General features: G+C 40.6%; 22 protein-coding genes. 5 read left to right on the forward strand and 17 right to left on the reverse strand.

Annotated elements, in window-relative coordinates; all coding sequences use genetic code 11:
• Positions 1-34: 34 nt before the first annotated feature.
• The 5 genes from I588_RS10480 to I588_RS28185 all read left to right on the forward strand — a co-directional run bounded on the left by I588_RS10480 (position 35) and on the right by I588_RS28185 (position 1833).
• Positions 35-250, forward strand: coding sequence for a DUF1659 domain-containing protein (locus I588_RS10480; RefSeq protein ID WP_010755458.1), 216 nt, complete (start codon positions 35-37; stop codon positions 248-250).
• Positions 251-252: 2 nt separating this feature from the next.
• Positions 253-495 (forward strand): DUF2922 domain-containing protein, encoded by a 243-nt coding sequence (locus I588_RS10485; RefSeq protein ID WP_010756584.1) that lies wholly within the window; start codon positions 253-255, stop codon positions 493-495.
• A gap of 124 nt (positions 496-619) precedes the next feature.
• Positions 620-1012, forward strand: coding sequence for a hypothetical protein (locus tag I588_RS10490; protein ID WP_010755456.1), 393 nt, complete (start codon positions 620-622; stop codon positions 1010-1012).
• Positions 1013-1070: 58 nt separating this feature from the next.
• Positions 1071-1664 (forward strand): DUF2922 family protein, encoded by a 594-nt coding sequence (locus tag I588_RS26835; protein WP_010756583.1) that lies wholly within the window; start codon positions 1071-1073, stop codon positions 1662-1664.
• A 76-nt stretch (positions 1665-1740) separates the two neighbouring features.
• Positions 1741-1833, forward strand: a complete 93-nt coding sequence (locus tag I588_RS28185; RefSeq protein WP_010756582.1) for a hypothetical protein — start codon at positions 1741-1743, stop codon at positions 1831-1833.
• Positions 1834-1986: 153 nt separating this feature from the next.
• Here I588_RS28185 and I588_RS28190 read toward each other — a convergent pair whose 3' ends face one another.
• The 17 genes from I588_RS28190 to I588_RS10585 all read right to left on the reverse strand — a co-directional run bounded on the left by I588_RS28190 (position 1987) and on the right by I588_RS10585 (position 23178).
• Positions 1987-2223 carry a CPBP family glutamic-type intramembrane protease gene (locus I588_RS28190; protein ID WP_081632996.1) on the reverse strand — a complete coding sequence of 79 codons (237 nt, stop codon included), beginning with the start codon at positions 2221-2223 and terminating at the stop codon, positions 1987-1989.
• Between the two features lie 690 nt (positions 2224-2913).
• Positions 2914-6117 carry a C-type lectin-like domain-containing protein gene (locus I588_RS10505; protein WP_010756580.1) on the reverse strand — a complete coding sequence of 1068 codons (3204 nt, stop codon included), beginning with the start codon at positions 6115-6117 and terminating at the stop codon, positions 2914-2916.
• A gap of 301 nt (positions 6118-6418) precedes the next feature.
• Positions 6419-7180, reverse strand: coding sequence for a winged helix-turn-helix domain-containing protein (locus I588_RS10510; protein WP_010756579.1), 762 nt, complete (start codon positions 7178-7180; stop codon positions 6419-6421).
• A 17-nt stretch (positions 7181-7197) separates the two neighbouring features.
• Positions 7198-7941, reverse strand: a complete 744-nt coding sequence (locus I588_RS10515) for a recombinase family protein (protein ID WP_010756578.1) — start codon at positions 7939-7941, stop codon at positions 7198-7200.
• A 661-nt stretch (positions 7942-8602) separates the two neighbouring features.
• Positions 8603-9247: a hypothetical protein gene (locus I588_RS10525; RefSeq protein ID WP_010756577.1), complete on the reverse strand. Its 645-nt coding sequence runs from the start codon at positions 9245-9247 to the stop codon at positions 8603-8605.
• Positions 9248-9262: 15 nt separating this feature from the next.
• Positions 9263-10108 (reverse strand): BsaA family SipW-dependent biofilm matrix protein, encoded by an 846-nt coding sequence (locus I588_RS10530; protein ID WP_010756576.1) that lies wholly within the window; start codon positions 10106-10108, stop codon positions 9263-9265.
• On the reverse strand, positions 10105-10836 hold the full coding sequence (locus I588_RS10535) for an LPXTG cell wall anchor domain-containing protein (RefSeq protein WP_010756575.1): 732 nt from the start codon (positions 10834-10836) through the stop codon (positions 10105-10107). The genes I588_RS10530 and I588_RS10535 overlap by 4 nt, the downstream gene beginning before the upstream one ends.
• A gap of 38 nt (positions 10837-10874) precedes the next feature.
• On the reverse strand, positions 10875-12191 hold the full coding sequence (locus I588_RS10540) for a hypothetical protein (RefSeq protein ID WP_010756574.1): 1317 nt from the start codon (positions 12189-12191) through the stop codon (positions 10875-10877).
• 56 nt (positions 12192-12247) lie between these two features.
• Positions 12248-13231 carry a signal peptidase I gene (locus I588_RS10545; protein ID WP_010756573.1) on the reverse strand — a complete coding sequence of 328 codons (984 nt, stop codon included), beginning with the start codon at positions 13229-13231 and terminating at the stop codon, positions 12248-12250.
• A 13-nt stretch (positions 13232-13244) separates the two neighbouring features.
• Positions 13245-14381, reverse strand: coding sequence for a glucosaminidase domain-containing protein (locus I588_RS10550; RefSeq protein WP_010756572.1), 1137 nt, complete (start codon positions 14379-14381; stop codon positions 13245-13247).
• Positions 14371-14688 carry a hypothetical protein gene (locus I588_RS10555; protein WP_010756571.1) on the reverse strand — a complete coding sequence of 106 codons (318 nt, stop codon included), beginning with the start codon at positions 14686-14688 and terminating at the stop codon, positions 14371-14373. The genes I588_RS10550 and I588_RS10555 overlap by 11 nt, the downstream gene beginning before the upstream one ends.
• A gap of 4 nt (positions 14689-14692) precedes the next feature.
• On the reverse strand, positions 14693-15157 hold the full coding sequence (gene lepB, locus I588_RS10560; RefSeq protein WP_010756570.1) for a signal peptidase I: 465 nt from the start codon (positions 15155-15157) through the stop codon (positions 14693-14695).
• 39 nt (positions 15158-15196) lie between these two features.
• Entirely contained in the window at positions 15197-16330 is a 1134-nt protein-coding gene (locus I588_RS10565; RefSeq protein ID WP_010756569.1) for a hypothetical protein, read from the reverse strand.
• 19 nt (positions 16331-16349) lie between these two features.
• Entirely contained in the window at positions 16350-17222 is an 873-nt protein-coding gene (locus tag I588_RS10570; protein ID WP_010756568.1) for a hypothetical protein, read from the reverse strand.
• A gap of 402 nt (positions 17223-17624) precedes the next feature.
• Entirely contained in the window at positions 17625-18731 is a 1107-nt protein-coding gene (locus tag I588_RS10575; protein WP_010756567.1) for a tyrosine-type recombinase/integrase, read from the reverse strand.
• 651 nt (positions 18732-19382) lie between these two features.
• The gene (locus tag I588_RS10580) at positions 19383-20270 is read right to left on the reverse strand and encodes a permease-like cell division protein FtsX (RefSeq protein WP_010756566.1); all 888 of its coding nucleotides are present in this window, start codon (positions 20268-20270) and stop codon (positions 19383-19385) included.
• Positions 20271-20535: 265 nt separating this feature from the next.
• A complete protein-coding gene (locus tag I588_RS10585) occupies positions 20536-23178 on the reverse strand; it encodes a calcium-translocating P-type ATPase, PMCA-type (protein ID WP_010756565.1) in 2643 nt (880 codons plus the stop codon).
• Positions 23179-23520: the final 342 nt, after the last annotated feature.

A 23520-nucleotide genomic window follows, 5' to 3' on the forward strand; every position in this document is an offset into this window, starting at 1 on the left:
CCAACCAAAAACAGAAAACGGAGGAATGAAAAAAATGATTCAGAAGTTAGGCACGAAATTACAAGTACAAATCGAACAAGCAGGAGAAGATAAACAGAAGAAAGTGAATTTTTCAAACGTGATTGACAATCCACCCGAAGAAGATGTGGTGAAATTAGGCGAAATTATGGCAGATCTGTCTCAACAAGGCAGCTCATTGGATAGTGTAATCATGACCGTGCAGTCACGAATTACGAAGGAGGTTGAATAAGGATGAACCGAGTCGTGAAATTAGTCTCATTGTTTAGAAATGGTGCAGGAAAAAGCCAAACGTGGAGTTTAAACAATCCAGATACGACTAAAACGCCATCCCAGATCAAAGGATTGTTAGAAGAAATGTCCAAACTAAACTTGTTCCAAAAAGACGGCATTCGTCTCTTTGATACCGTTGTTAGTGCTAAATATGTCGAAACAATTGAAACACCGATCTTTGAAGAAGTCCCTGTTACACGCTAATTATTAATTGAGAAGCTGCGACAGACGTGTCGTGCTTCTCTTGCACTATTTTATGCTTGAACCAACTTTCCTAGGTAGTTGAGTTCAATGAATACTTACTATAAAGAGAAATGAGGAATCCATTATGATGTCAGAGCAACCCTTCACCCACCAACAACTGTTTAACCTAAAACTCGAAACTATCGAACAAAGACTCATGGAATACTACCAGGAAACCCAAAATGGCACCATGACCATCAAGCTATTACTTGCTTTACGTGTCCGATACCAGCTTGGTGCGAAGGAATTCGCTCTGGTATTGCAGGACTTAGTTCGTTACTTATTTATGAATACCAAAGCTACGAAAACTATGAAGCAATTCTTCTGGTATTTCGTGGATTATTTTGAAACCAGTGAGTTGCGGATCTTGAACTTAAAACTGAATCCAGTTCGCAACTTTATCGAAAAAACCAAGTCTCTGATTAAGTCACAAGTTGCCAAGCTATTTCATACTGAAGCTGACACTGAAGCCACCTGATAATGTACTTATCGTCTGCCTCACCTACGCGAATAAATGAAAGAAAGGAGTCAAGTAAATGATCAAACTAGTATCCACCTTCCTAAACAGTGCAGGAAAAACGCATAATTTTACAGTTAAAAATCCGGATACGACGAAAAGTCCGGAAGAGATCAAAGAGTCATTGCAGCTGTTAAGCAGTTTACATCTGTTTGAAAAAGATGGTGTGGTTCTGTTCCAAGAAGTGGTCAAAGCCAAATTTGTAGAAACCATTGAACATCCAATCTTCGAAGGTGATGAATTGTTTGGTGTTCCAGTACCAGAAGAAAAACCGGAAGAAATTGAACAGCCACAACAACTGTCAGCACTTCATTGTATCTGGCAAGAAACACCAAAAATTCCAGAAGTATCTGTAGATTTACCACCAATTAGAAGTGAGGTGCACGATACTCTGCGTTCTGTAGTTGAGAACGATGGAGAAGTTAAGGAGGTTACTGAAACTAGCTGTCCTTCTATTGAAGTAACAACTACTTTAGATAAGGAAGCACCTTTGAATCCTCCTGCCGGAAGTCCTTATGATGCCGTGAAAGAAATGATTCGCCGGAGAAAACGGAGGAAAGACAAAGAAAAAGAGCGTCAGAAACGGAATGGTCCGCCTGACACCCCTTCTTGATAGTCTGATCATTTACCAGCGTAGGTAGATTAATCTCGTCTGGGTCGTGATTCTGCACATGAAAGGAGGTGATAAAATGCACCCTTTTGTGCAGTATATTCTAGCCCCGATTATTGTCGGTGTGGTTCTGGCGATTGTGAACCATTTGTTAGACGATCATGATCCATGACGAAGAATCAACAACTGACACTTGCGAATCGGGCCCATTCGCAGGTTGTCGCTTTATTCCTACGATAAAAATTCGTTCTTTGAAAACAGAATAGTAGCTGCGAAACAAAAAAGGACCCCCGTTTCCCAGAGTCCAATCATTTATCTCCTATATCTAACTTGCTAAGAATCCAACTAAAAATGTGAGCGTATCAAATGTAAAGTGAACCAGAAAGGACGCCCAGATGGATTTCGTTCGAATATAGGCTATTGTTTCAAAAATTCGTGCGAGTCCGATCACAAAAAAAACCTGCAGCCAGTTCCACTGATAAGTTGGCAAATGCAATAACCCGAAGATCAATGAAGAAAGCATTAAAGCAACTCCTATACTTTTGCTTCTTGACCAATTCATTCGTTGATAAAAAAAAGTATAAAAGAGCTAGGAATGGTAATGTTGCCAGAAATTCTTCTCCTAAAAGAGTAGGGATATCAGATAAGGTATTTAATAGCAGATGCGTTAAGGCACGACTTCCCTCTGCATGAGTAATCGCAGCTGGATTGGCATTGGTTTTAGAAAAAATCCCAACAATTCCGCTGGCAACGAGTGAATAAACAATATTCAGGATTAAAGTGCCCAGCAGAAACGGCAAATCCTTGACATTGAATTTTTTGAATAATGTAAAAGCGTCTTTCCCAGCAAAAATACTCAAGCTTCCTAAACCAAAAATAAGATTCATGCAACTAAATAAAACAACAATTAAAATAGTAAATGCTCCTGGTACATTAGGTATCCAGAACGAAGCAATTAAGAAACCGATGAAAACAATTCCTAACATAATCAACCATTGAGACATTGCTATGCTTCTTGGCTGACCATTATAAAAAGGAAAATCTCGCGGGTCATTTTTCTTTTCAATAAAAAAACGGTCCTTCATCTTAACCATCCTTTCTTTTCTCAAGCATAGCTTGATTAATAAGAAAGAGGAAAAGAAATGCTCTTTTGATGTAGAGCAAGAAAAGATATTCCATTATTTTAGCAGCAAAAAACCGAAAGTCTCTTTATTGAAGATACTTCCGGTTCATTACTTAATTCTACTGGTTGTTACGATGGAAGAATAGTATGAACTTTGTCGAATTTATTTCGTTCATAATCCCAGCTATAAACTTCTGGGGTATCACCATCTCTTTTAGTGGAGCGTACATAGAGGGTCAGCCACTGTTCCTGATCCGTGTAGAAGCTGTCTCGACTGATTGCTGGTACACTTGGTGTTACTACGGTATTTGCCTGATGGCTTGCACCGTTCGGATCTTGTTGCTGAGTCGTTAAGTGGTAACCTTCGTATTGGTAATAAGCTGGCACTGTCAGTTCAAATAATGATGCATCCTGTCCGTCTTTTTGGTGCACCGTTGAGAAAATTACCTCCGTAAAATTCGGATTATCCTCTTGCTTTCCAGATGAAAGGATTCGATTATTTTGATACTCAGTGTCTAAAGTTGGACTATTATTATTGAATTGCTTATTCCTAATTTTCAAATATCCTTCCTTAGGTACTGGAATCTCGTCATTTGCATCCAAGATTACTTGGCGAACATGCAGCTTGGCTCCACGAGAGGTATAGATTAGCTTACCTTCTTGATGCTGAGGTCCCACGATATAATTCATATCTCTTGGAGTATCTGTCATATCTCGCAGCTCTACGAATTTATACAAGTCGATGTCTTTAGGTTCAGCGGTAATGCCTTTTTCTAATCGTAGTTGTTGATCGTAAACCAAATCACCGTATGGGAGGCGTGATCCTCTTTCTTCATAGGCTTGGAGGGTAATCTTTTGCGGCATTTCCGCAGTCCAGCCTATATCGGTTTCTTCGATGCCTTCTTTTTGGTCACCGTATTCCGAAAATTCTACGTAATATCCGTGATTGCTCGCCCAAAAGCCTAGATCACCTGGTAAGTCGTTCCAATATTTACTGTTACTTTGGGCGAATTGCAGCGTAAACTCTGATCCTCCAGAATTGTTTGGCTCTTTAGAATTAAACGCACTGTATGCTCCGGCAGGTGTTTTCCCACCGCTATAGGTTATGCCATTGTAAAATACTTGTCCTGCTTCTGGGCCGTCTGCCCAATACCAATCCTTTAAGGTGAGATTATAATCTGAGACATTCTGAGGTACAGTGGCTTCATCATTGATTTTGCGGTTGCCTGTCTTGACGACTCCCCGTGTACCGCCTAACCATCCAGGTTCTTTAGAAATATTGTTGAAGACAAAGTCATGCTCCTCTAGAGAGGTTATGGTTGCCAGATAACCTGTTAGTTGTTTGTACCTTAACTGCTTCGCACTATTATAGGCTTGGAACCAGTTTTTACCTGGTAAAGACATCTCTGGCATAAATACGTAATAATGGTTGGCACCGTTTGGATCGATCCATGAGGTATATATTTTCTCATGGAAGATAATGTTTATCCGTCCTGGATCATTCACATTATTCTTCAAGGTAAAGCGCAAGGATTCTAAAAATGATTGAATAGTTGCCAGACTGTTGTTGGTTTCCATCGCAAAGCTGAAGGAATAATAGCTGTCCGTTTCACTGTTTTCAAAAGAGAACCAGCCAGTTGGCAGCTGCAGTGAGTTAAAATCCTTAATCTCGGAATTTTTAGGAATCTGAATCTCAATTGATTTCATTCGGTTATCAATCGTCGCAGCATCCATCGTTAGATCCACAATTTTCGCCTCGTCTCCGGTTCGTTCCAAGCCGAAGCCCATCGGTCTAGTAAGATCTCGCACTGGCTGGCTGGCAATCTCACCAATATTATTGGCACGATCGACAGCAACTACATGGAGATATTTGCCGATAACGTTATTTGCTGAGACTATTTTACTGCCGGAAGTGTTGTAGTCAGTATCACTGCTGTCTGGTGCTACATATAAGTCATACTTACTAGGATCAATTCGCCCAAATTCATCCTTTAATCCATTGACCCGATCAGTTAAGGTACTGTTGGGAGAATCAGACAGCTCGAAGAAGTAGCCAGCAACGTTACTGGTAACTGTCTCTTTTACTATATCTGACTGCAATACACCACGATCCTTAGTATCTGCATCAACATAGAATTGATAATCTTTCCCTTTGTCAGTCGCCTCTACTTGCAGGCTTAAATCCTTTCCGTTGCTGTTCCTTGCTGTAACTTTAGGCTTAGCTGGCCCTTGATCGTCAGTCACTGAATAGTCCGTTGCATTACTTTCTAAGGAAACTTGAGCCAAATTATACAGAACATTCGCAATAATTTTACGTTCATCCTGTGTCGATTGACCCCCGCTATGCCCTGTTTGAATCATCGCGGCATTATCATTGGTTTTCAAATACCAACCACCGCGCCAAATACCAGCATCATAGGGTTGATTAGGGTAACCACCGGAAGGTTCAATAAATTCAGACCAGACGGTTCCAACATTTTTGTTGCTTAGTTCAATATTGTGCGCATATGGAATCGTCAAAACAAGTCCATTCGCCATTTCGAAAGGATACTTCATTAAGTAACCATCGTTAATAACCTTTACCTTTTGGGAGCCTGTCCAATAATTGCTGGTAACGATTCCGTTCGATCCTTCCATGGCTTTCTCGTGACCTATCCCTAAATAATCCTTTTTGTCGTGAAAATAGGTCCAAAAGTTCTTCGATTCCGTTTTAGAAACAACCGTATCATGACCGAACAATGCGCCTCGGCCAGAGCTAAGAAATCGAGTAGTAGCCTCAGCAGCGGCTACAGAAATATTTTTATTATTGTTGCTGTCCCAACTGCCAAACATGATTACATCGTATTGGTATTCACCAGCGCTATTTTTTAAATAGGAGTCTGCAGCACCATTAAACGTTGTAATCGCTACAGGTGTAACCTGGATTAAATTGCTGCCATCCGTGCCTTTTAGATTCAGTCCGTCCATCCATCCCTTTAAGGTATTTGATGCGGCACTATCAGGATAAACATTTAATACCTTAATACTCTTTCCGTAGGTTGTTGAACGTATATTCCAATCTGACCCATTCTCTGACTGATAAAGCTTATAACCAGATTGGGATAGGTTAGCAATTTTGTCCCATTTCATGTCGACATAGCTTCTTTTAGCTGAGTTATCCCAGCTATTCTTCGCAGTTAAGCGAAAATCACCGGTCGAAACCACAGAAGATGCTTGAATCGTTTGGATAGGCTCTTTTCCAAAATAGAAAAACAGCCCAATTCCTACTAGGATTGTTCCTAATAATAAGCCTAAAATACCTTTAGGAACTCTTTGCTTGCTCCTTTTAACCATTTAATTCACCCTTTTTCAGCCCTCATTCAACTAAGCCTTTCTGAGGAAAGCTGGATATTGTTCCAATCTGTTCTCTTTATGGCTATAATATGAAAGGTTCATATCTCCATCGAAAGCAAATGATGTTCCTAAATTCTTGCTTTGTTTTCGTTGTAAACACAGATCTTCCTAAAACAAGGGCTATTTATTTTTTACTGCTGGTTGTTTTTATTCTATATGCTGACTTCATAATATTAGCTGCTGTCTACACCTTTATTGGCAAAAGCGCTCAATCAAAGAAATGATTGAGCGGCTTCTTTGTTTAGTTTGTTGCTGAGTACTGGACTACTTCTTCCTGTTGGCTGTTTTCCATCCAGTACTCATAGAACTCACTACTTAATTTGTAGCCTCTCCCCCATAGCGTTGTAATGGATTCACCAGAAATCCCGTGCAGCTCAAATTTTCGTTTCAATTTATTAATCAAACAAGATAGCTGGCTCATATTAGATGAGGTTTCACCGTCACACCATAGCTGTTCACACAACTCTTTACGAGAAAGTACGCCGGTGCTGGGATACGCTTGGATAAGGTTTTCCAATACTCTTTTTTCCGTTTTTGATAAACTTTTTACCAAGGCTTTCAACCCCTTATTTCCAAAGACATTAGCTGTAATTGGGAAGTTTAGGATTTGACTTCCCGTTGTACTTTCTTCTTGTAATTGCTTTTGCAAGCAATTTATCTTTTCACGAACGGTCGTAAAAGTCGCATCGCTTACTATCCAGTCAGCTAGTCCGTAATTCTTCCATTCTGTTTGTTCTTCTTCTGTCAGCTGACTCTCAGTTATCCGTATAGTCAATAAAGGCAGACCTTTTGTTTGGCAAAGCAGCTGTTCAACTTCTTCATCACATAGAGTTTCACTTAAAATTACCCATTGGAAGTAAGAAAGAAATGGTAAAGCTGTGGATTGCTGCAGGCGATAGAGTAAGTCAGTTGAGCAAAAGGTTTCAAAATTCAACTGCTGCAGCTTTTTGATTATCGTTTCTTCTGCTAGAGTATTTTTTGTTAAAATTAGTGCATGTTGCATCGTGATTCCTCTTCTCTTTAGTTTTTTGATATTTTTTTCTCTTTGGCAGATACTTTCACTTCGTCATCTTCAGTATCTACTAGAACATTCCACAAAATAATTAGTGTGACCACCACACAGATGGCCACTTGTATCCATAGTTGATCAAAATAGGATTCGGCCAGCTTAATACTAAAAATGGCTAACAGGAAGCAAATGACTAATACAATTGAAAGCTGGATCTGTTTTAGTTCCTGTTGAATCCGATACACCGTCTCCATGGGTAATCGCTTTTGCTTTGCAACTTGACGAACCGATTGATTCTCGACTAGCAGCCAAATCGTTTCTCGATACAGCTTGCGAGCTTCTGGCTCCTTACTAAATAAAGAGTAAGCATCCTTGCTGCGATCCCGTTCTTTGCCAGCCTTAACCAAAAAGGGATGCAGTAAACGCTCATTGCGCAGCGACCACAGAAATATTTGCCGCCATTCAACAAGTGTTAGCTGGGGAAGATTGAGTACGTCTAAGGTTAACTCACGTTTTTCCAGCTGCTCCAAATAGCTCAGTAATTGGCGATAATCTCTAGAGATCACCTCCCAAGAAGCAATGACCACATGATCACCCGGCTGAGCAAAATTGAGTAACGCCTGCAATTCACTAGTAGGAGAGTTCAGCTCTTCAATTTCCTGATGCCCATCGGAAAAGAGTTCATCAACTGGATAGTCTTCCAGCATATCCAGTTGTTGGGTAATTTGATACCCCCGTGCATATCCCAGATTCATCGCGGCCTTCCTCTTTCTATCGTTTTTGTCGATGGGGCTTTTCTTGCTTCCGGTCGTCTTTTTGTCGGGTGAGTCAAATGGGCTACTTTTGCCTGAAGTTCACGCTGATCTTTTATCAGTGAAACCAGTAAGTATCCTTGAAACAGCAGAGCAAGTCCCAATACTAGTAATAAAATATAAACCACTGATTTTCGCCCCTTTCCTTTTATGTTGTCTTGATTTGAATAAAATTGTTTGCTTCTTATTTTCCTAGTTTATGGTCTGGATCGAGGTATAGTATGAATTAGATCACTAATTTTCAATGAAGAGCATTTATTTGCAGCTTTTCTGATCAATCGATAGCTAAAATAATCTTCATGAAGCTTAGCGAGACTTACTGATCCCAGAAATCACTATTCAATTCTATTTGTCCTTCGGAGCTTCTTTTTTAAAGTCCTCACTTCCTTAACAGGATTTGATAACTGATTAATGGTTCGAAAAACGCCATTTGAAAAGAGACCCACAAGGACTAAAAAATGATCCAATGTGTTTTTGCACTTTTTTTATGTATGTCTCTTTATTTGTTTTTGAAAAGCTGATCAAATCAGTATTTTACATAGTAAAACACTCATCTCATAAGCATTGACATTTTTATAAGGGATACAGAGGTGTGTCTGTATCCCTAGCTATCTAGTTTCGTTTTTAAAATGTCATCAATTGTTTTCAGCGGCTCTTCAGTTGGTGTAGTGCCCTGCCACCAAGAGTTCCGATAAGAATCCTCAGTGCAATTGATTGTTTCTACCTTTAATGATAAGGAAAGTTCAGCATCATCGTATTGGTCGCTGAGATTATCAGATAGCATGATCGAATCAAATAAATTGGTAGTTGATTTTCGAGGCTCTACTGCTTCCTTTACGTAATAATAGTAGCCATCTCCGCCGTCCTTCCAATCAGTTGTATTCAACTGCTCTAATAGTAAATCCGTACCAATCGCCATTGGCAGAATTTGTTTACTTGTTGAATCGCCAACCACAGCTACTTGAACCTCTGGTAAGACCATCACTCGAACAAATTGCTTAATCGTACCAGTATTTTTAATGGTTACCTTCATTTCCACACTTTGGCTCTTAGTAATTTCCTTGATATTCCCATCAAATACTTGTTCAAGCTTGGTTTCGACTTGTCCAATCTGAAAATCATTCTCTTTTCTATCTGACGCTGTCATTGCTGCGTACACCAAGTAACTGCCACCAACTAAAAGGAGTACGAGGCCCATCGAAGCAATGAGATAAATCAGCCGACGAGGCATTGATTTTTGTGGTTTCATCTTTTCTCCTCCTCATTAGTTGGACAATTTACTTTGATAAAGGCTATACACGTAATCAGTTGAATTAATTCCCCAATCGGAAATCAAATCCTTAGTGATGTCATGGGCATCCATGGCAGGCACTAATTTGTAGAAAGCCCCCTTGTAACGATTCGCATAGTCTGCGTCCAAGGTAATACTGTCTAACAAATTACTGGTTTCCTCATTGGGGTGAAGAACCTCAGAATAATAAAAGTAGCCGTCTTCGTAATACCAGTAAGCCTTGTCTGTACTGGCAGGCGGTTTATTTTCATCAAATACTTTGCCATTAGGGAAATTTAATTGAATTGCCGGCAGCGGTTCTGTCCGTGCGCCTTGATAAACGTAGGTTTGATTCCTTAATGCATGGTTCGCTTTATAATGCGTATTTGCGTTCATTTCATACGTCTTACCGACTACCCAAGTACTAGTATCTTTCACATTAATAACCGGCAAAACTGGTGCGGGATAAACCGTTAAGTCCCCGTTTCCGTTTCCGGCATCATGATTGTCCTGTACATCCGTTTCGAAACTGACAAAGGATTCAGTCAATGACAGGCGGACAATCGTTGGAACCTCGCCATCATTTTTCACCCGGATTTGTTTCGTTTTTACTGTCCCAGGTGCCCAGTGTAAGACTGGATCAAGATCCCCGGTGATTTTGGCGGAGAGCTTCTTTTTATTCTCCTCCACGCGGTTCACTCTTTCATCACTGGAGGTAATCCAGGCATACGTACTCCCCATTACCAATAGTAAACTCAATAAGATGGAGAAGAAGGCGAAGAAGCCTTTACTTTTATAAAACACTCGGAGCAAATGACGCCATTTTTCACGCTGACTCATCCCTCCTCCTCCTCTCTTCTTTTTTTCCATAGACATAACGCAATCAATACTAACAGCAAACCAGTTAAAAACTTGTAAACAATTTTTTCCCCAGTTTGTGGTAAGCGTTTATTGTTTGACGCTGTGTTAGGTAGAGTTCCCGGTTCATTTGAAGTACTTGGCTCTGGTTCTTTCGGTTCTGTGGGCTTAGTTGGTTCAATTGGCTGATCCTTGGTTCCAACAAAGGTCCAGTAAAATTCGACCTGACTTTGTTCTCGTAAATCTTCGTTTGTCAACGCCGCATCCATTGCGAAGGTTGCGTGCAAAACTTTGTCAGTTCCATACTTGCAGACGCCTAATTCTAACGGTGTTTTCGACCAGTCGAAACTACCGTCGCCTAACAATGGTCCCTTATAGATTTCTTCACCGTCTAACGTTAAGGTCATCGTGATGTGTTCTTTCCATAAAACAGAGCCTTTTGAATTAACTTCTTCGACTAACATCCCTAAGGAAAACGGTTCTTCCAAATCCAGACTACGAATTGTGATATCCTTTTCGTAGACATCCCCTGGGAAAATATCTACTAAATCAATATAATATTCTCCATCAGAGGTAGCATACACTCCTTCAGAATCCCCGATCACCATGCCGGGAGGAAGTGCTTTTGCAGCTTGGACTGGGGCCGTACTGCAAAAGAAGAAACCGAAACACAGGATAATGCTTACTACTGTTTTAAGTTTTCTCAACATCTGCCACTTCTCCCTTCGTTTCATGGTGTCCTTTTCAATTAAATACCAGCTTTAAGTTTGTTCACAATTGCTAGCGTATCGCCAGTTGGTGCTGCACCTTCACCTAAGTTCCAACCTGCTGAGTCAGTTAATGCGTCGGCATTAGCTTGGACTGCTTCCATTTTCACGATCAAATCATAAGAAGCATTGGTGTATTCAGTACCCATTTCACTTTCGAAGATTAATTTTTCCAATAGATTCTTCGTTGTTTCGCCTGATTTCACTGGTACTGTGTAATAGAACCAACCGTCATCTGCATTGTAGACCCATTTACTGTTGTCTAAAGCAGTAGTATCTGTCATATCAGTGCTGTACCCAATGCGGATATTATTCTTACCTAAACCGTTTTTATCTGCTTGAACACCTTTGTTACCTGCTGCTGTTGGAATTTGATCTGCTGATGTTGCTGGTGTAACTGCTGGCAAATCTGTTGCACTAGAAAAACCTAAACCACCGAATGTGTAGTCATAGTCCACACTGTAACGAACACCGTCAGTACCAAGCAACGCGCGGCCTGTTACTGCTTTGTCTTCATCTGGTAGAGAAGATTTTGCCCAGTTAACTGCTGTATTCTTATAACCATTTTCGTAATAACCGTATTTCACATTAGTCAAAGCAAACTTCCAGTCTTTTGCATCAAGGCTGCTGTTTTCATCGCTGACTGTAATATCAAAGGTCATCGATTGGTATTTGTTTTTGCTGGCATCGTAGCCGGCGTCTCCAGGATTTTTACCAGCGTTATCTGCATGGGTGAAGTATTCATACATTAATTTAGATTCATAGCTGATTTTCTCTGCTCCGGTAACGGCATCAATTGTTTTTCCACCCTTAACCAATAGCTTCACGTTGTCATCTGCTGGTGTTGCTAACCCAGTAATTTGTCCAGCAGGTACTTGGACAAAGCCATCTTTATAAGCTTGATCCCCATTAAAGTTAATTGGCATATGTTTGTTCAGTCCTGAATCATTCGCCACATAAGTATATCTTGCTCCTGCAACTGAGCTTGGATCGTACTTTTCAGCACCCAATTTAGCTAAATGTTTCAACACTTCCTCATAAGAAACCCGCACAAATACGCTCGCTGTACCTGTGTTGGACACGGCTACCTCTTTGGTTGCCTCGGTTCCTGGCACCAATGGTTTTGGTTCCCATGTTTCTTTCACGGTTACGCTGTTATCGTTAACCGCTGCAGATTCCGCTCGGTTAATCCGTTGATCCTGCGCAGTAATCCAGGCAAACGTTCCTGATATCGCTGCAATTAAGGCCAGAGCTGCCGCAGCAGCTAACAGCTTTTTCTTTTTACTATTCTTCTTCATTTCTTTTCCTCCTGTTTCCTTTTTCTCTTTATATAAACACCTGCAAAAGCAAGTGGTTATACCCTATTGGGATACTTGTTTCTTTGGTTTGGTTGTCTCGTTGGTGGTTCTGGTTGTAGGAAATAAGCTTTGAGAACCAGAAAGAAACCAAAAACTGACAAGACACAAACCAGACATAACCATAGATTTTCTTGTACAAAGTTCAAGACACTACCCATTTTAGGAATGACGAAGGTTACTTTTCCGTAAATCCGATCAGCTTCAATCGGTGGGTCATTGGTGTTATTGGCATCTCCTTTGGTGATAATATAATCACCTTTTTTGCCATTTAACTCATCTAAGCGCCCTACCATTCTATGCGTTAGGTAGCGATCCCCCTCCCCTACTTGAAAGGTAACGATGTCCCCCATTTTGACCTGCTTACTATCGACCAGTTTGACCAACACAATATCTCCTGAATAAAAACCACCCTTAGGTGAATCTGGTTGTGGTGCCATCGAATCAGTCAAAACTTGATAGAAGCGATACCCAAAAATAGCGGCATCAGACTTTTCACTAAAGGCAAACATTAATGAGCTGAGCAAAATGCCAATGGTCAACGTGTAGAAAAATAAATTGTAGATGAACAAAAATATTTTTCGATTCGTTGATTGCTTAGCTTGCTGCAGCTGTTGGACTCCATGCGGTAGCGCTGGCTGTCTTGGCGGTCGTGCATGCGGTGGCTCAGGAGTCCCCTGATGAGCATAGGTAGGACGAGTATTTCTATAATATTGCGGTGGTGGGCCCCCTCCGTTTTGAGGCCTCCTTGGCTCACGCCGTGGATCAGCTTGACGTGGCGGCCGATAATGTTCTCTTCGCGGGGCCTCTCGAACCGGCAGTCTGTCGTGATAGTGATGACGCTCATGACGGTCATCATAATAATCGTCTTCTTCATACCTTCTAGCAGGTGGTCTATTAGAGGGGGAGCGCTCACGATACTGCGGCCGGTCATCGAAATCATAGTCAGACTCTCGATCTCGGTAATCACGTTGTCTCGGCATAGGTCCCCTTCTTTCATTGTGCTATTCGTTTGCCAGTAACCTGTTTAGCAGGACGCTGGGCAAACGGCGGAATTATTTTTACTGGTTGCTTTGTCTCAGAAACTTGCAGATTCGATCTTCTATTTTGTTCCGTACTACTGCTTTCACTTGCTTCATTGAATGCACTGGCTGTTGTTTTAGTTTCCTTTTGATTCACTGCAACTTCAGAGGAATCTTCGCTTTCAGCATTTGGTTCTTTATCATAAGAAGTTAATTGATAGGTTTCAATTAATGCATTCAGTTTTTTATCGTAAGAAGTGTCTGTAGCATAGGTTCCGGTTAAGGCTTTTGTTGCCTCTTGATAAGTCGTTGCCTGCTTTTTCCAAACAGCTTGGTAAAAGCTGCTGTTGCCAGAAATTCCATTTTTTAGAAGTGAAGCATAATCTTCCAATGATTCCTTGTAGCTAGGGTATTGGCGAAAAGACGATTGAATCGTATACAGTTGACCATTCCCTTTATCCTCTTGGGTTGCAAAGCTGGCTTTTTTCCCTTGATAACTGCCCTTAATGCCAAATAAGTTATGATGAGGTGGCCGGGCTAGTTGGCTATTGCCAGATCCTGTCTCCAAAATAGCTTGGGCAATCATGACTGAGGCATATAAGTCTTCCCTCCAGGCAATTTGTTGCGCATCCTTGCCAATAGTTTGAATAAATTCCTCTGTCGTTTGATTTCTAGTTACAGAAAACTGGTAGTTTTCCTCTACATTTTCGGCTGGTAAAGCTGGGGGAACCTCTTGGATCGCTTCAGGTATCAAAGCAGGTTCTGCAGGAGCTTCCGTTGCTCCGGGTATTTGATTGCTTGTTTCTATCGGCACTTCACTGCTGGATACTTCATTAGATTCTTCACTGCTGAGAAGCGTACTTTGACTCAGATTATTTTCTGCTGATTCAGACACTCCAGTAGTCGATGCTGATTCAGAGGATTCTCTTGCAGCCTGCACTAAAGCTTCCTTCTCTTTGGAAGAGAGAGTTGTTCTATCCTGTAAGGTATTCTGTTGTTGGGTAACTTCTTTAGTTTCTGCCAAAACGGTTTCCTGTTTTTTCTCTTGGCAGCCAGCTAACAACAGCGTACTTAGCAATAAGAAACTGCCTAATAAACCCTTACTGTTCATCCAACCTCCGCCTCTCGTTATTGCGAGGCTGCTGAGGATTTCTTGGCCGTTTGGGTGGACGAGCAGCCATTCGCTTCAAATTCAGTAGAATCGAATGATAATGTAAAGCAGTCATTCGCAAATAAATGGCCAATACCATCAGCAACAGCAATAGAAATAATTGGCTGACAGTTACAACATCTTGAAAATCAGTAAAATAAAAAAAGATGCCTAGTACAAATACACCTAGCAGCACCACCAAAGAAAAGAGCCAATAGACCCAATACCAAAAGGTGTACCATTCGATTTTTTCTTGTAGTGTCTTCATTTTTTCAGTTATTCCTCTCTTGGATGATTCCTAAAATTTGTTTTTTCGAAACTACTCCGAAGATTCGACTATCTCTTGAAACAGTCCGGTTATCTCCTAGAACAAAATAATGGTCTTCTGGAATTGGCTCCTTATACATGCTCTTCCAATGAAAATCTTCCGTTCGATCAGCGAATTCATCGGCAACTGGTTTTTCATTTACAAATAATTGTCCCTGCTTAAAATCAATTTGCTCACCAGGCAAGCCAATGATTCGTTTTAAATAAAGTTCTTTGGGATCATCAGGTGGATGTAGTACGACCACATCAAAACGTTTCGGCTGATGGTGGGCCTTTACTTGGATCACTTCTTGTTCTCGATAGGTGGGGTTCATAGATTCACCGCTGACAAAATACTTGGGATACAGCCAGTTATAAGTACGAAATAAACCAAAAAATAGTAAGTAACACGTAACAAAAGTAGTTCCCAACAAAAGTGCCTGTTGCTGAAAGGGTCGTTTTCTTCGACCTCAGCCTGCCTCCTGCGCATCTTCAGTTGAAATATCCTTATGCTCTCGGACGATTCTTTCAAGAACAGAGCTTTCTCCTTGCAGTAAATCAAAATATGCAGCTTTGCTAAGCAAATTGTCGTAATCCATTTTCATTAATTTGACGTAAGGCTTTCTAAACCAAGGTCGAGCATGTACCTTCGCCCTAGATTCAATCACCTGGCATTCGTAAAGAACGAAATGAATATCTCTAGTTGAAAGGTTGGCCTTGATCTGCTTCACCTGATCTCGTTCATAAACTAATTTGTTGCCAGTCACCGTCATCTTTTCTGTTTTATTCACCAATTCACCATTCAGCTGCCACATCTGTTCTAAGAAACGCGCTTTCTGAAGCAGATACGTATATTCTCGCAAGCTAATCGTTAATCGTTTATCCCAGTCACTTTCTTCTTTGTCTGGTTGATCAAAATACTTAATCCCGCTATAGAACATAGAAAGCTCCAGCTTCTCAATCACCATCTCCAGCTTTTGGTTCACTGCACGTAAGCGGGCTTTACTCTGACTTTCCTGCCGGGAATTTTCCTTTTTGACTAGATCTAACGAAGTACTGGACTCTTGCTTTTCAGTTGGCTTCTCAGGTTCTTGGGATACTTCATACTCTTCTGAAATTTGTTGCTCAGCTAGCTCCAGCAATAATTGTTCTGCACGTTTTAACGCTTCCTTCGCTGGCAACGAATATTGCTGAGTTAGGCTTTCCTCTAAATTCACTGAGAAAGGAAAATCCATTTCACTGAACGATACCGGAACAAAATCGAACCGGTAAACTTGACGACCATATTTCGGTTCTTCTGTTTGGCATCGTATCCAAGCAAATTGCGGAAAAAATTGCTGCAATGATTGCCAGAATGTCGACCAATTAAATTTCCCCGGCAACAGCAACAGCTCCATATGATAGCTGCTGTTCATTAGGTTGAATAATTGATCAAAATGCTGATAAATTTTCTTCCGTTGATCACTGGTTAATGTGCCATGAGGTGCATACAGATATTCGCAAGCTCGCTCGATTTCTTCCAACAATGGCTGGCTGATCAATTCCTCCTGCATTTTTGGTGCAGGAGTTGGGTATAGCGTGACTTGATTACTGGTTTGCTTCACCGCAAAACCATCCTTTCTACTACTCTTCATCTAACAGCGAGTCACTGTTAGCCAGTAGACGAACGTAGAATTGTGTTGTTTCTTCTTGTGCTGAACGCAGTCGTTTGCGGTAATTCTTGATTTCTTGTTTCATCACCCGCAGCTCTAGGGCCGCATCATGGATGACCTGCTCAGCTTCTTGTTCCGCTTGACTGCGAATTCCTTTCGCTTCATATTCTGCTCGCTCTAAGACAGATCGTTCTTTCTTTTTAGTCTCGATCAAAATAGTCGCTAACTCTGCCTTCATTTCCTCATTTGCTGTTTGTTCCTTTTTCAAGGCTTCAATTTCTTGTTGCGCTTGGATAAGTGCTTCTGCTTGCTCCTTCACGTTGCTGTCAAGCTGCGCCTTTAAATGAGCTAGCTGTTGTTTCATTTGAACCAGCTCTTGCTCTTTTTTAGCCTGTTTATCTTGAAATTGCTGTTCTTTTTCAGTCAGAGTTGTTGCCATATTAGACATTTCTGTTTGTTTGACTTCCAGTTGATGCTTTAGTTGAGCAACAGTTTCTTCTAATCGTTCAATTTCCTGATGCATGGGAGATTCCTCAATAGGCTCCTCATCTGCTTGTTGAGGAATCATATTTTCTTCCTCCTCATATCGGGAAGCATATCGCTCTTCACGGGAATCGTACCGTTCTTCTGTTGAAGGACTTGTTCTTCGCTGGGATCGTCGGTCTTCGCGTTCACTGTGATCATACTCAGAATAATTTTCTCTTGGGCGATCGTAGGCTTCTTCCGGGTAAGCTTCATACCCATAGTCTTCTTCATATCCCTCAGCATCGTATTCATCGTAAAAGTAGTCTTCTTGATGTGAATCTTGATACGCATCCCTTTTCTGTTTGCCAAATCCAAACATGTTCCTATTCCTCCTCGGTCACTAACCTTGCATTCTAATTCTCAAACTATGAGAAAGCTTTAAACTACCTACCAAATACATGCCAAATAGTTGTGCTTCGTGATAAAATATAAACAAATAGACACCCCCCGCTTTCTATCTTTGAATTAAGGAAAACAGGATGGCGTATTTAAAGCTTGTAATGACAGGCTTTTTTTCGTGTGACGATTATTGATGACGGCTTATGATTTTGTAAAAAAAACATTTCATAACAAGAATGTCATTTTCCTGCTAAAGAATTTATATAGACAATGTTTTATTTGGGCAACTAATTAATGTTAGCGCTTTCTCGAAAAAGACAAAAAAACTCTCCTCCGAATCGTCTATTTTCGTTAAAAAAACAGTTGTTATAGATTCTTCAGTTTATCCGATTGCTTTCTCCATACTGGAAATAGCCACTACTCTCTGGGCTAACATCGAATCCGAATAAACATCCAATGTCATTTGTGAAGAGGCATGACCTAACAATGCACTCACTGATGGAATATCAGCACCGCTTTCTAAACAACGTGTCGCAAATGTATGACGTAATTGGTGAAAATGTACTTGCTCCAGCTTCGCTTTTTTACGAAGACGATGGAAATGGTACGTCAACAATCGTGGTTCGCAAGGCTTGCCATTTACTGAAAATACATACTCATCTATTGCCTGTTTTTTGCGTTCTATCAAGGCCTCACGGATTTTTTTTGACATTGGAATTACTCGAAGGGAAGAAACACTTTTTACGGAGCTATAGCTCATCTTTGTTTTTTGCCCATTCGGCATTGTTAAACGCTGGTAGGTATTTTCAACCATGATCAAATTCTGATCGAATAAAATATTCTCCCATTTCAAGGCAGAAATTTCTCCAATTCGCATACCTGTGTGCATTGCCAGTATTACAGATAGTGCCTTCGAGCTCTTGGCTTTCTCTGCCAGACGTTCTAACTTTCTTTGTTCCCGCTTAGAAAGCGCGCGAATCTTTTTCTTTTTAGTTTTTGGCAGGATCATATTCACACAAGGATTCTTCTCAATTTTTCCCAGTTGTTCTGCATTTTTTAGTGATTTGTTCAATAAGCCAACAATAATTTTAATGCTGCTAACAGACAGTCCCTCATCCATCCATGTTTGAATCATGCTTTTTAACTGCACATCATTGATTTCATGTAAGGGTGTTTCTTTTAAGTGAGGCATTAAGTATCGGTTGATTTTGTAGCTATAGCTAGCAAAGGTGGAATCCTTGACCGTATCTTTTATCTCAACAATCCACTGGTTAATCCATTGCTGATAGGTCACCCCACCAACCACTTGATAGTGAGACAACAAAGCAATTTTCTTTTTCAATGGCTCAAGCTTCTCTTTTACGTCCTTATAGGTTTTCCCATAAATATAACCATAGCGTAGCCGACCGTTTGATTTCCGGCCGATGTGATAACGCCCTTCCCATCGACCATCTTTCCGCTTATAAATGTTTTCTCCAGTACGCGCCATAAAATAACCCACTCCTTCTAATAGTTTGACGACGAATTTTGACGAGAATAGACAAAAAAATTTCTAAAACAAATCCCACGACTTCACTATTCTCGTCCTATCTTTACGTAGATTTTTTAAAAAAAGTAACAGAAAATTTAAAATTACCGTTGCTTTCTCCCTTATTTTCTTTTATAATTTCCAGAGAATAGAACACAAAGATAAAAGCATATATCAATTACGTAGCTTAAACCTGAGTTTTTTTCCTGTTTTCCTTAATTCAAAGATAATTTTCAACTTTTTTCATAATATAGAAAAATCAACTTCATGTAAAACAATTATTTAGTATATTTAATGTTTTCCATTAGGTTTAACTCACTCTAATAAAAATAACGAACAAATGATCAGTAGATGTTGGTATAATTTTAAAATCATTTTTCTATTTCTAAATAAGCGTAAACTATGTATTGTCATCAGTTTTTAAGAAGCAATCTCTTAATTTTATAAACTTCCTTTTCTATGATGCTACGGGCTAACTACCTCAATATTTCCTAAAAAATAGGCATATATAAAAACATCTAGTTAGTTCCACAACGGGAGGCTACTAGATGTCTCTTAAAGAATGCAAAAAAACCGGAAGCATCTGTGGTAAAGATGCTTCCGGTTCAATTTCTATTTCGGATATTTAATACTGCTGCGGACTGCCAGACTAGCGCTCATTCCGCCGATAATGATAGCCAACAAAATGTTAGCACCAATAATACATGGGACTAAAGTCGAGAAGTCCAACCAATTGTAACCTGCTGGTATACGTACCCAGTTTGTTACAAAACGACGATACCCGCTCAAGGCTACTGCTCCAGCGACTAGTCCGCCTAAGCCCGTTAACAATACACTTTGCAGGAAGAATGGTCGATAGACATAGCCTCTAGTCGCTCCTAACAAGGTGCGAGTACGGATCTCTTCTTCGCGTGTTTTGATACTCATCAGTAAGGTAGCAAATAGAATTATCCCTGTCACTAGTAAAGTGACGCCTAAAATAATGAAGCCTGTAACCTGTACCCCACGTAAGCCAGACAGTAAACTGTCGGCAGCTTCATCGCCGTAGGTTGCCTGGAATACATCTGGCAGCTGACGAATCTGGCGCAGCGTTGCTTGAATCTGTGAGTTGTCAGCAACCTCTACCGTTAGCTGGTCATACAGCGGATTGGTGTCACCCTCTAACATTTCAAAGGCCTCGCCATAGTGTTCCACCATTTGCTTCATGCCTTCATCCTTGGAAATAAAGGTAACCTTGGAAATATTTCCCAAGCTGTTGATTCCCTGTTCTAAGGCTTGAATCCGTGGCTGATCGGCTGTTGAGTCAATAAATACTTGAATTTGAATATTCTCCTTGGCCTGCTGTGAAAAATGATTGATATTCAGCAGCAAAACCACCAATAAACTAAAGAAGAGTAAAGAAATGGCGGCAACTAGCCAGCTGATGATCGAAAGAAATCGATGCCGCGAAATGTTCTGCCAGCTTTCTTTCCAAACTTTTTTTATGCGGTAACGAAACATCCTTTCCCTCCTTTAACATCCTTGCTGGTATTCCATAAAAGTCACTTCTAAATGTATAAATGTTACCCGTTTATTAAGCGAAAATAGCAGTCGGTGGATATATCCTTCCTGCTTTATCCTTAAAAATTTTACTTGTTCACATTTTTACTAAGATCTTGTTAAATTATTATCTTATGAATTCTTCATCATTGTCAACCTTTTTTCAGTATTTGCCTGCACGAAAAAAGACGACAAGAAATGGCTTAGATTTCTCGTCGTCGCAGGTTTAAATTTCTTCTGGATCAATTTCTGGTGCTTTGTGGAACTTGATTAGTTCATTGATGATGATTGGTACAAAGGATAAGATAATCGCAATCATCCAATGAGTCAAACCAATTGGTACTAGGTTAAATAGACCTTGAGTAACTGGTACTAAAGCAATCACTGTGGTTATAGTAATAGCTAGTAAAGCCATGCGAGCCAACGATTTATTCGTTAACAGGTTCACCTGGAAGATCGATTTGCTGCTGCGTACATTAAAGACGTGCAGGATCGATGAGTAAGCCAAGACTAAGAAGGCAACAGTTTGGCCCACTTCAAGACTTGGAGCGATCCAATGGCTGACTTCGTTAACAAATGCACCTACATAAAAACCAATTAATGTAACAATCGTGAAGATCGTTGCGTTCAGTGCAATTTTCTGCCACAAGCCGCGGGCAAAGATACCTTCATCGTGAGGAATTGGTTTTTCATCCATGATTCCTTTTTCAGCTGGTTCGCGACCAAGAGCAAAGCCTGGAAGTCCATCAGCTACCACATTTACATACAGTAATTGAACAGCAGTAAATGGTGCTCCCCACCCTAATAACAGGGCAATCAATACGATAAATATCTCTGAGATATTACAGCTTAACAGGAAGTTGATCGCTTTACGGATGTTTTGGTAGACAGAACGTCCACGAGCAACCGCATCAACAATCGTCGCAAAGTTATCATCGGTTAATACCATGTCAGCAGCACCTTTGGCTACATCAGTACCGGTGATCCCCATGGCTGCTCCAACATTACTTGCCTTCAGAGCTGGGGCATCATTTACTCCATCACCTGTCATTGCGACAACTGCTCCGCTTCGTTGCCAAGCTTTTACGATTCGGATTTTATCTTCAGGGGTTACACGGGCATAAACAGAGAGTTTACTGACTTGTTCATCTAGTTCTTCGTCGGTCATTTTCTTCAGTTGTGCTCCAGAAATAGCCTCTTGGCGCGAAGCCATAATTCCTAACTCTTTGGCAATCGCACCAGCAGTTACTACATGGTCCCCTGTAATCATGACCGTTTTAATTCCAGCTTTTTTAGCACGGGCAATTGCTGGTTTTGATTCTGGGCGTGGTGGGTCAATCATCCCAATTAAGCCCATTAAGTGTAGATCTTTTTCTAAAGCTTCTGAAGTAATTTCTTTTGGTTCTTCGTCATGGATGGCATAGCCCACTGCAATAACGCGCAAGGCTTTTTTACCAAAACGGTCGTTTACAACAGCGGCCTGATCGACATCGCCATAATGGAACTTAGGCAATAGCACATCAAAGGCACCTTTAGTAATCGACATATATTTCTTACCGCGCTTGTGCACGGTTGTCATCATTTTACGATCAGAATCAAAAGGAATTTCACCAATTCGGGGATATTTTTCTTCTAATTCAGCTTTCGTATGATAATTTTCTTCCACTGCGCGGACAATCGCCGCTTCGGTTGGGTTTCCTTTAATGATTAACTCGTTGTCTTCTTTTTCTACGATGACATCACTATTAAGAGCAGCAATACTGAGTACTTCCATCGCTTCATCTGTCATACCTTCTTCCGTATCCACCACGGAATCGCCACGAGTCCAAACTCGACGGACGCGCATTCTATTTTGGGTAAGAGTTCCGGTCTTGTCTGACAAAATGACATTCGCCGAACCCAATGTTTCAACTGCGGGTAATTTGCGGATGATGGCATTTTTCTTCGCCATTTTTTGTACACCGTAGGCAAGGGTTAATGTTACGATAACCGTTAGTGTCTCTGGGACAGCGGCAACGGCTAAAGAGACTGAGGTGATGAACATTTCTAACACAGGTTCTCCCTGTAGTTCACCAATAACAAATACTAAGGCTGCAGCAGCTAACGCGATGATACTAATGCGTTTGCCAAGCTGATTTAAACGTTGTTGTAGTGGTGTTTTTTGTTCGTGATCCTGATTCAGCAGATCAGCAATTTTACCCATTTCAGTCTGCATACCAGTAGCAGTAATCACTGCTTTCCCGCGACCATTTACGACGGTGGATCCTTTATAGATCATATTCAACCGATCGCCTAATGAATCGTCTTCTTGTGCTTCATAAGCTGAATCCTTCATTACCGGTTCACTTTCACCAGTTAGTCCGGATTCTTCTACTCGTAATTGTGAATCTTCAATGAGTCGGGCGTCTGCGGTGATCAGCGCGCCAGATTCTAACAGAACAACATCACCGGGAACGAGTTCTTCCGCGTCAATTTCTTCAACTTTTCCATCACGCATTACTCGCGAGGTTTGTTTGTTCATGTCTTGCAGGGCCGATAGTGCTTTTTCGGCATTTCCTTCTTGGACTATCGATAAAACGGCATTAATCACAACAATAGCAATAATCAAGAAACTCTCGAAATAATCTCCATGGTCGGTAGCAATTGCAGTGTATAAAGAAATGACTGCTGCTACAAGTAAAATAATGGTTGTAAAGTCTGATAGGCTGCGGAAAAACTTCTTAGCAACCGATTCTTTCTTGGCTTCCTCGAACTTATTTTTCCCGTTATTTTTAAGTCTATCATCAACTTCATTAGATGTTAAACCGTTATCGAAATCCGTGTTAAATTCCTTCTTAATTTCTTCAATCGTCTTCTTGTATGGTTCCATCCTATTCCTCCTTCATGTTATAAAAAACCACTCTCTTTACTTACTATAACATAGTATTACTTGACAATTCAAAGGATTCAACTCGAAAATTGGTCATAAAGTAACAAAACCTAAAGATTAAATAATCAGATGTAAACGCTTCCCAAAAGTGTTAATCTGTGCTATTATATAGATACAAGGAAGGAGGACATTTGTTATTCGAAGAATTTCTCGATAGTTTTGAGTGTAGAAGAAAAAGTAAACAATAAAGTTGTTCGTAATACCAGATTCACCAAATAAGCAACACGATATGTGTAGAGTATTTTCTTATAAATAGTGAATGCGTATCAGTCGTTGAGTAAA

Source organism: Enterococcus pallens ATCC BAA-351, from assembly GCF_000407485.1.
In the GTDB taxonomy this organism is placed as follows: Bacteria; Bacillota; Bacilli; order Lactobacillales; family Enterococcaceae; genus Enterococcus_A; species Enterococcus_A pallens.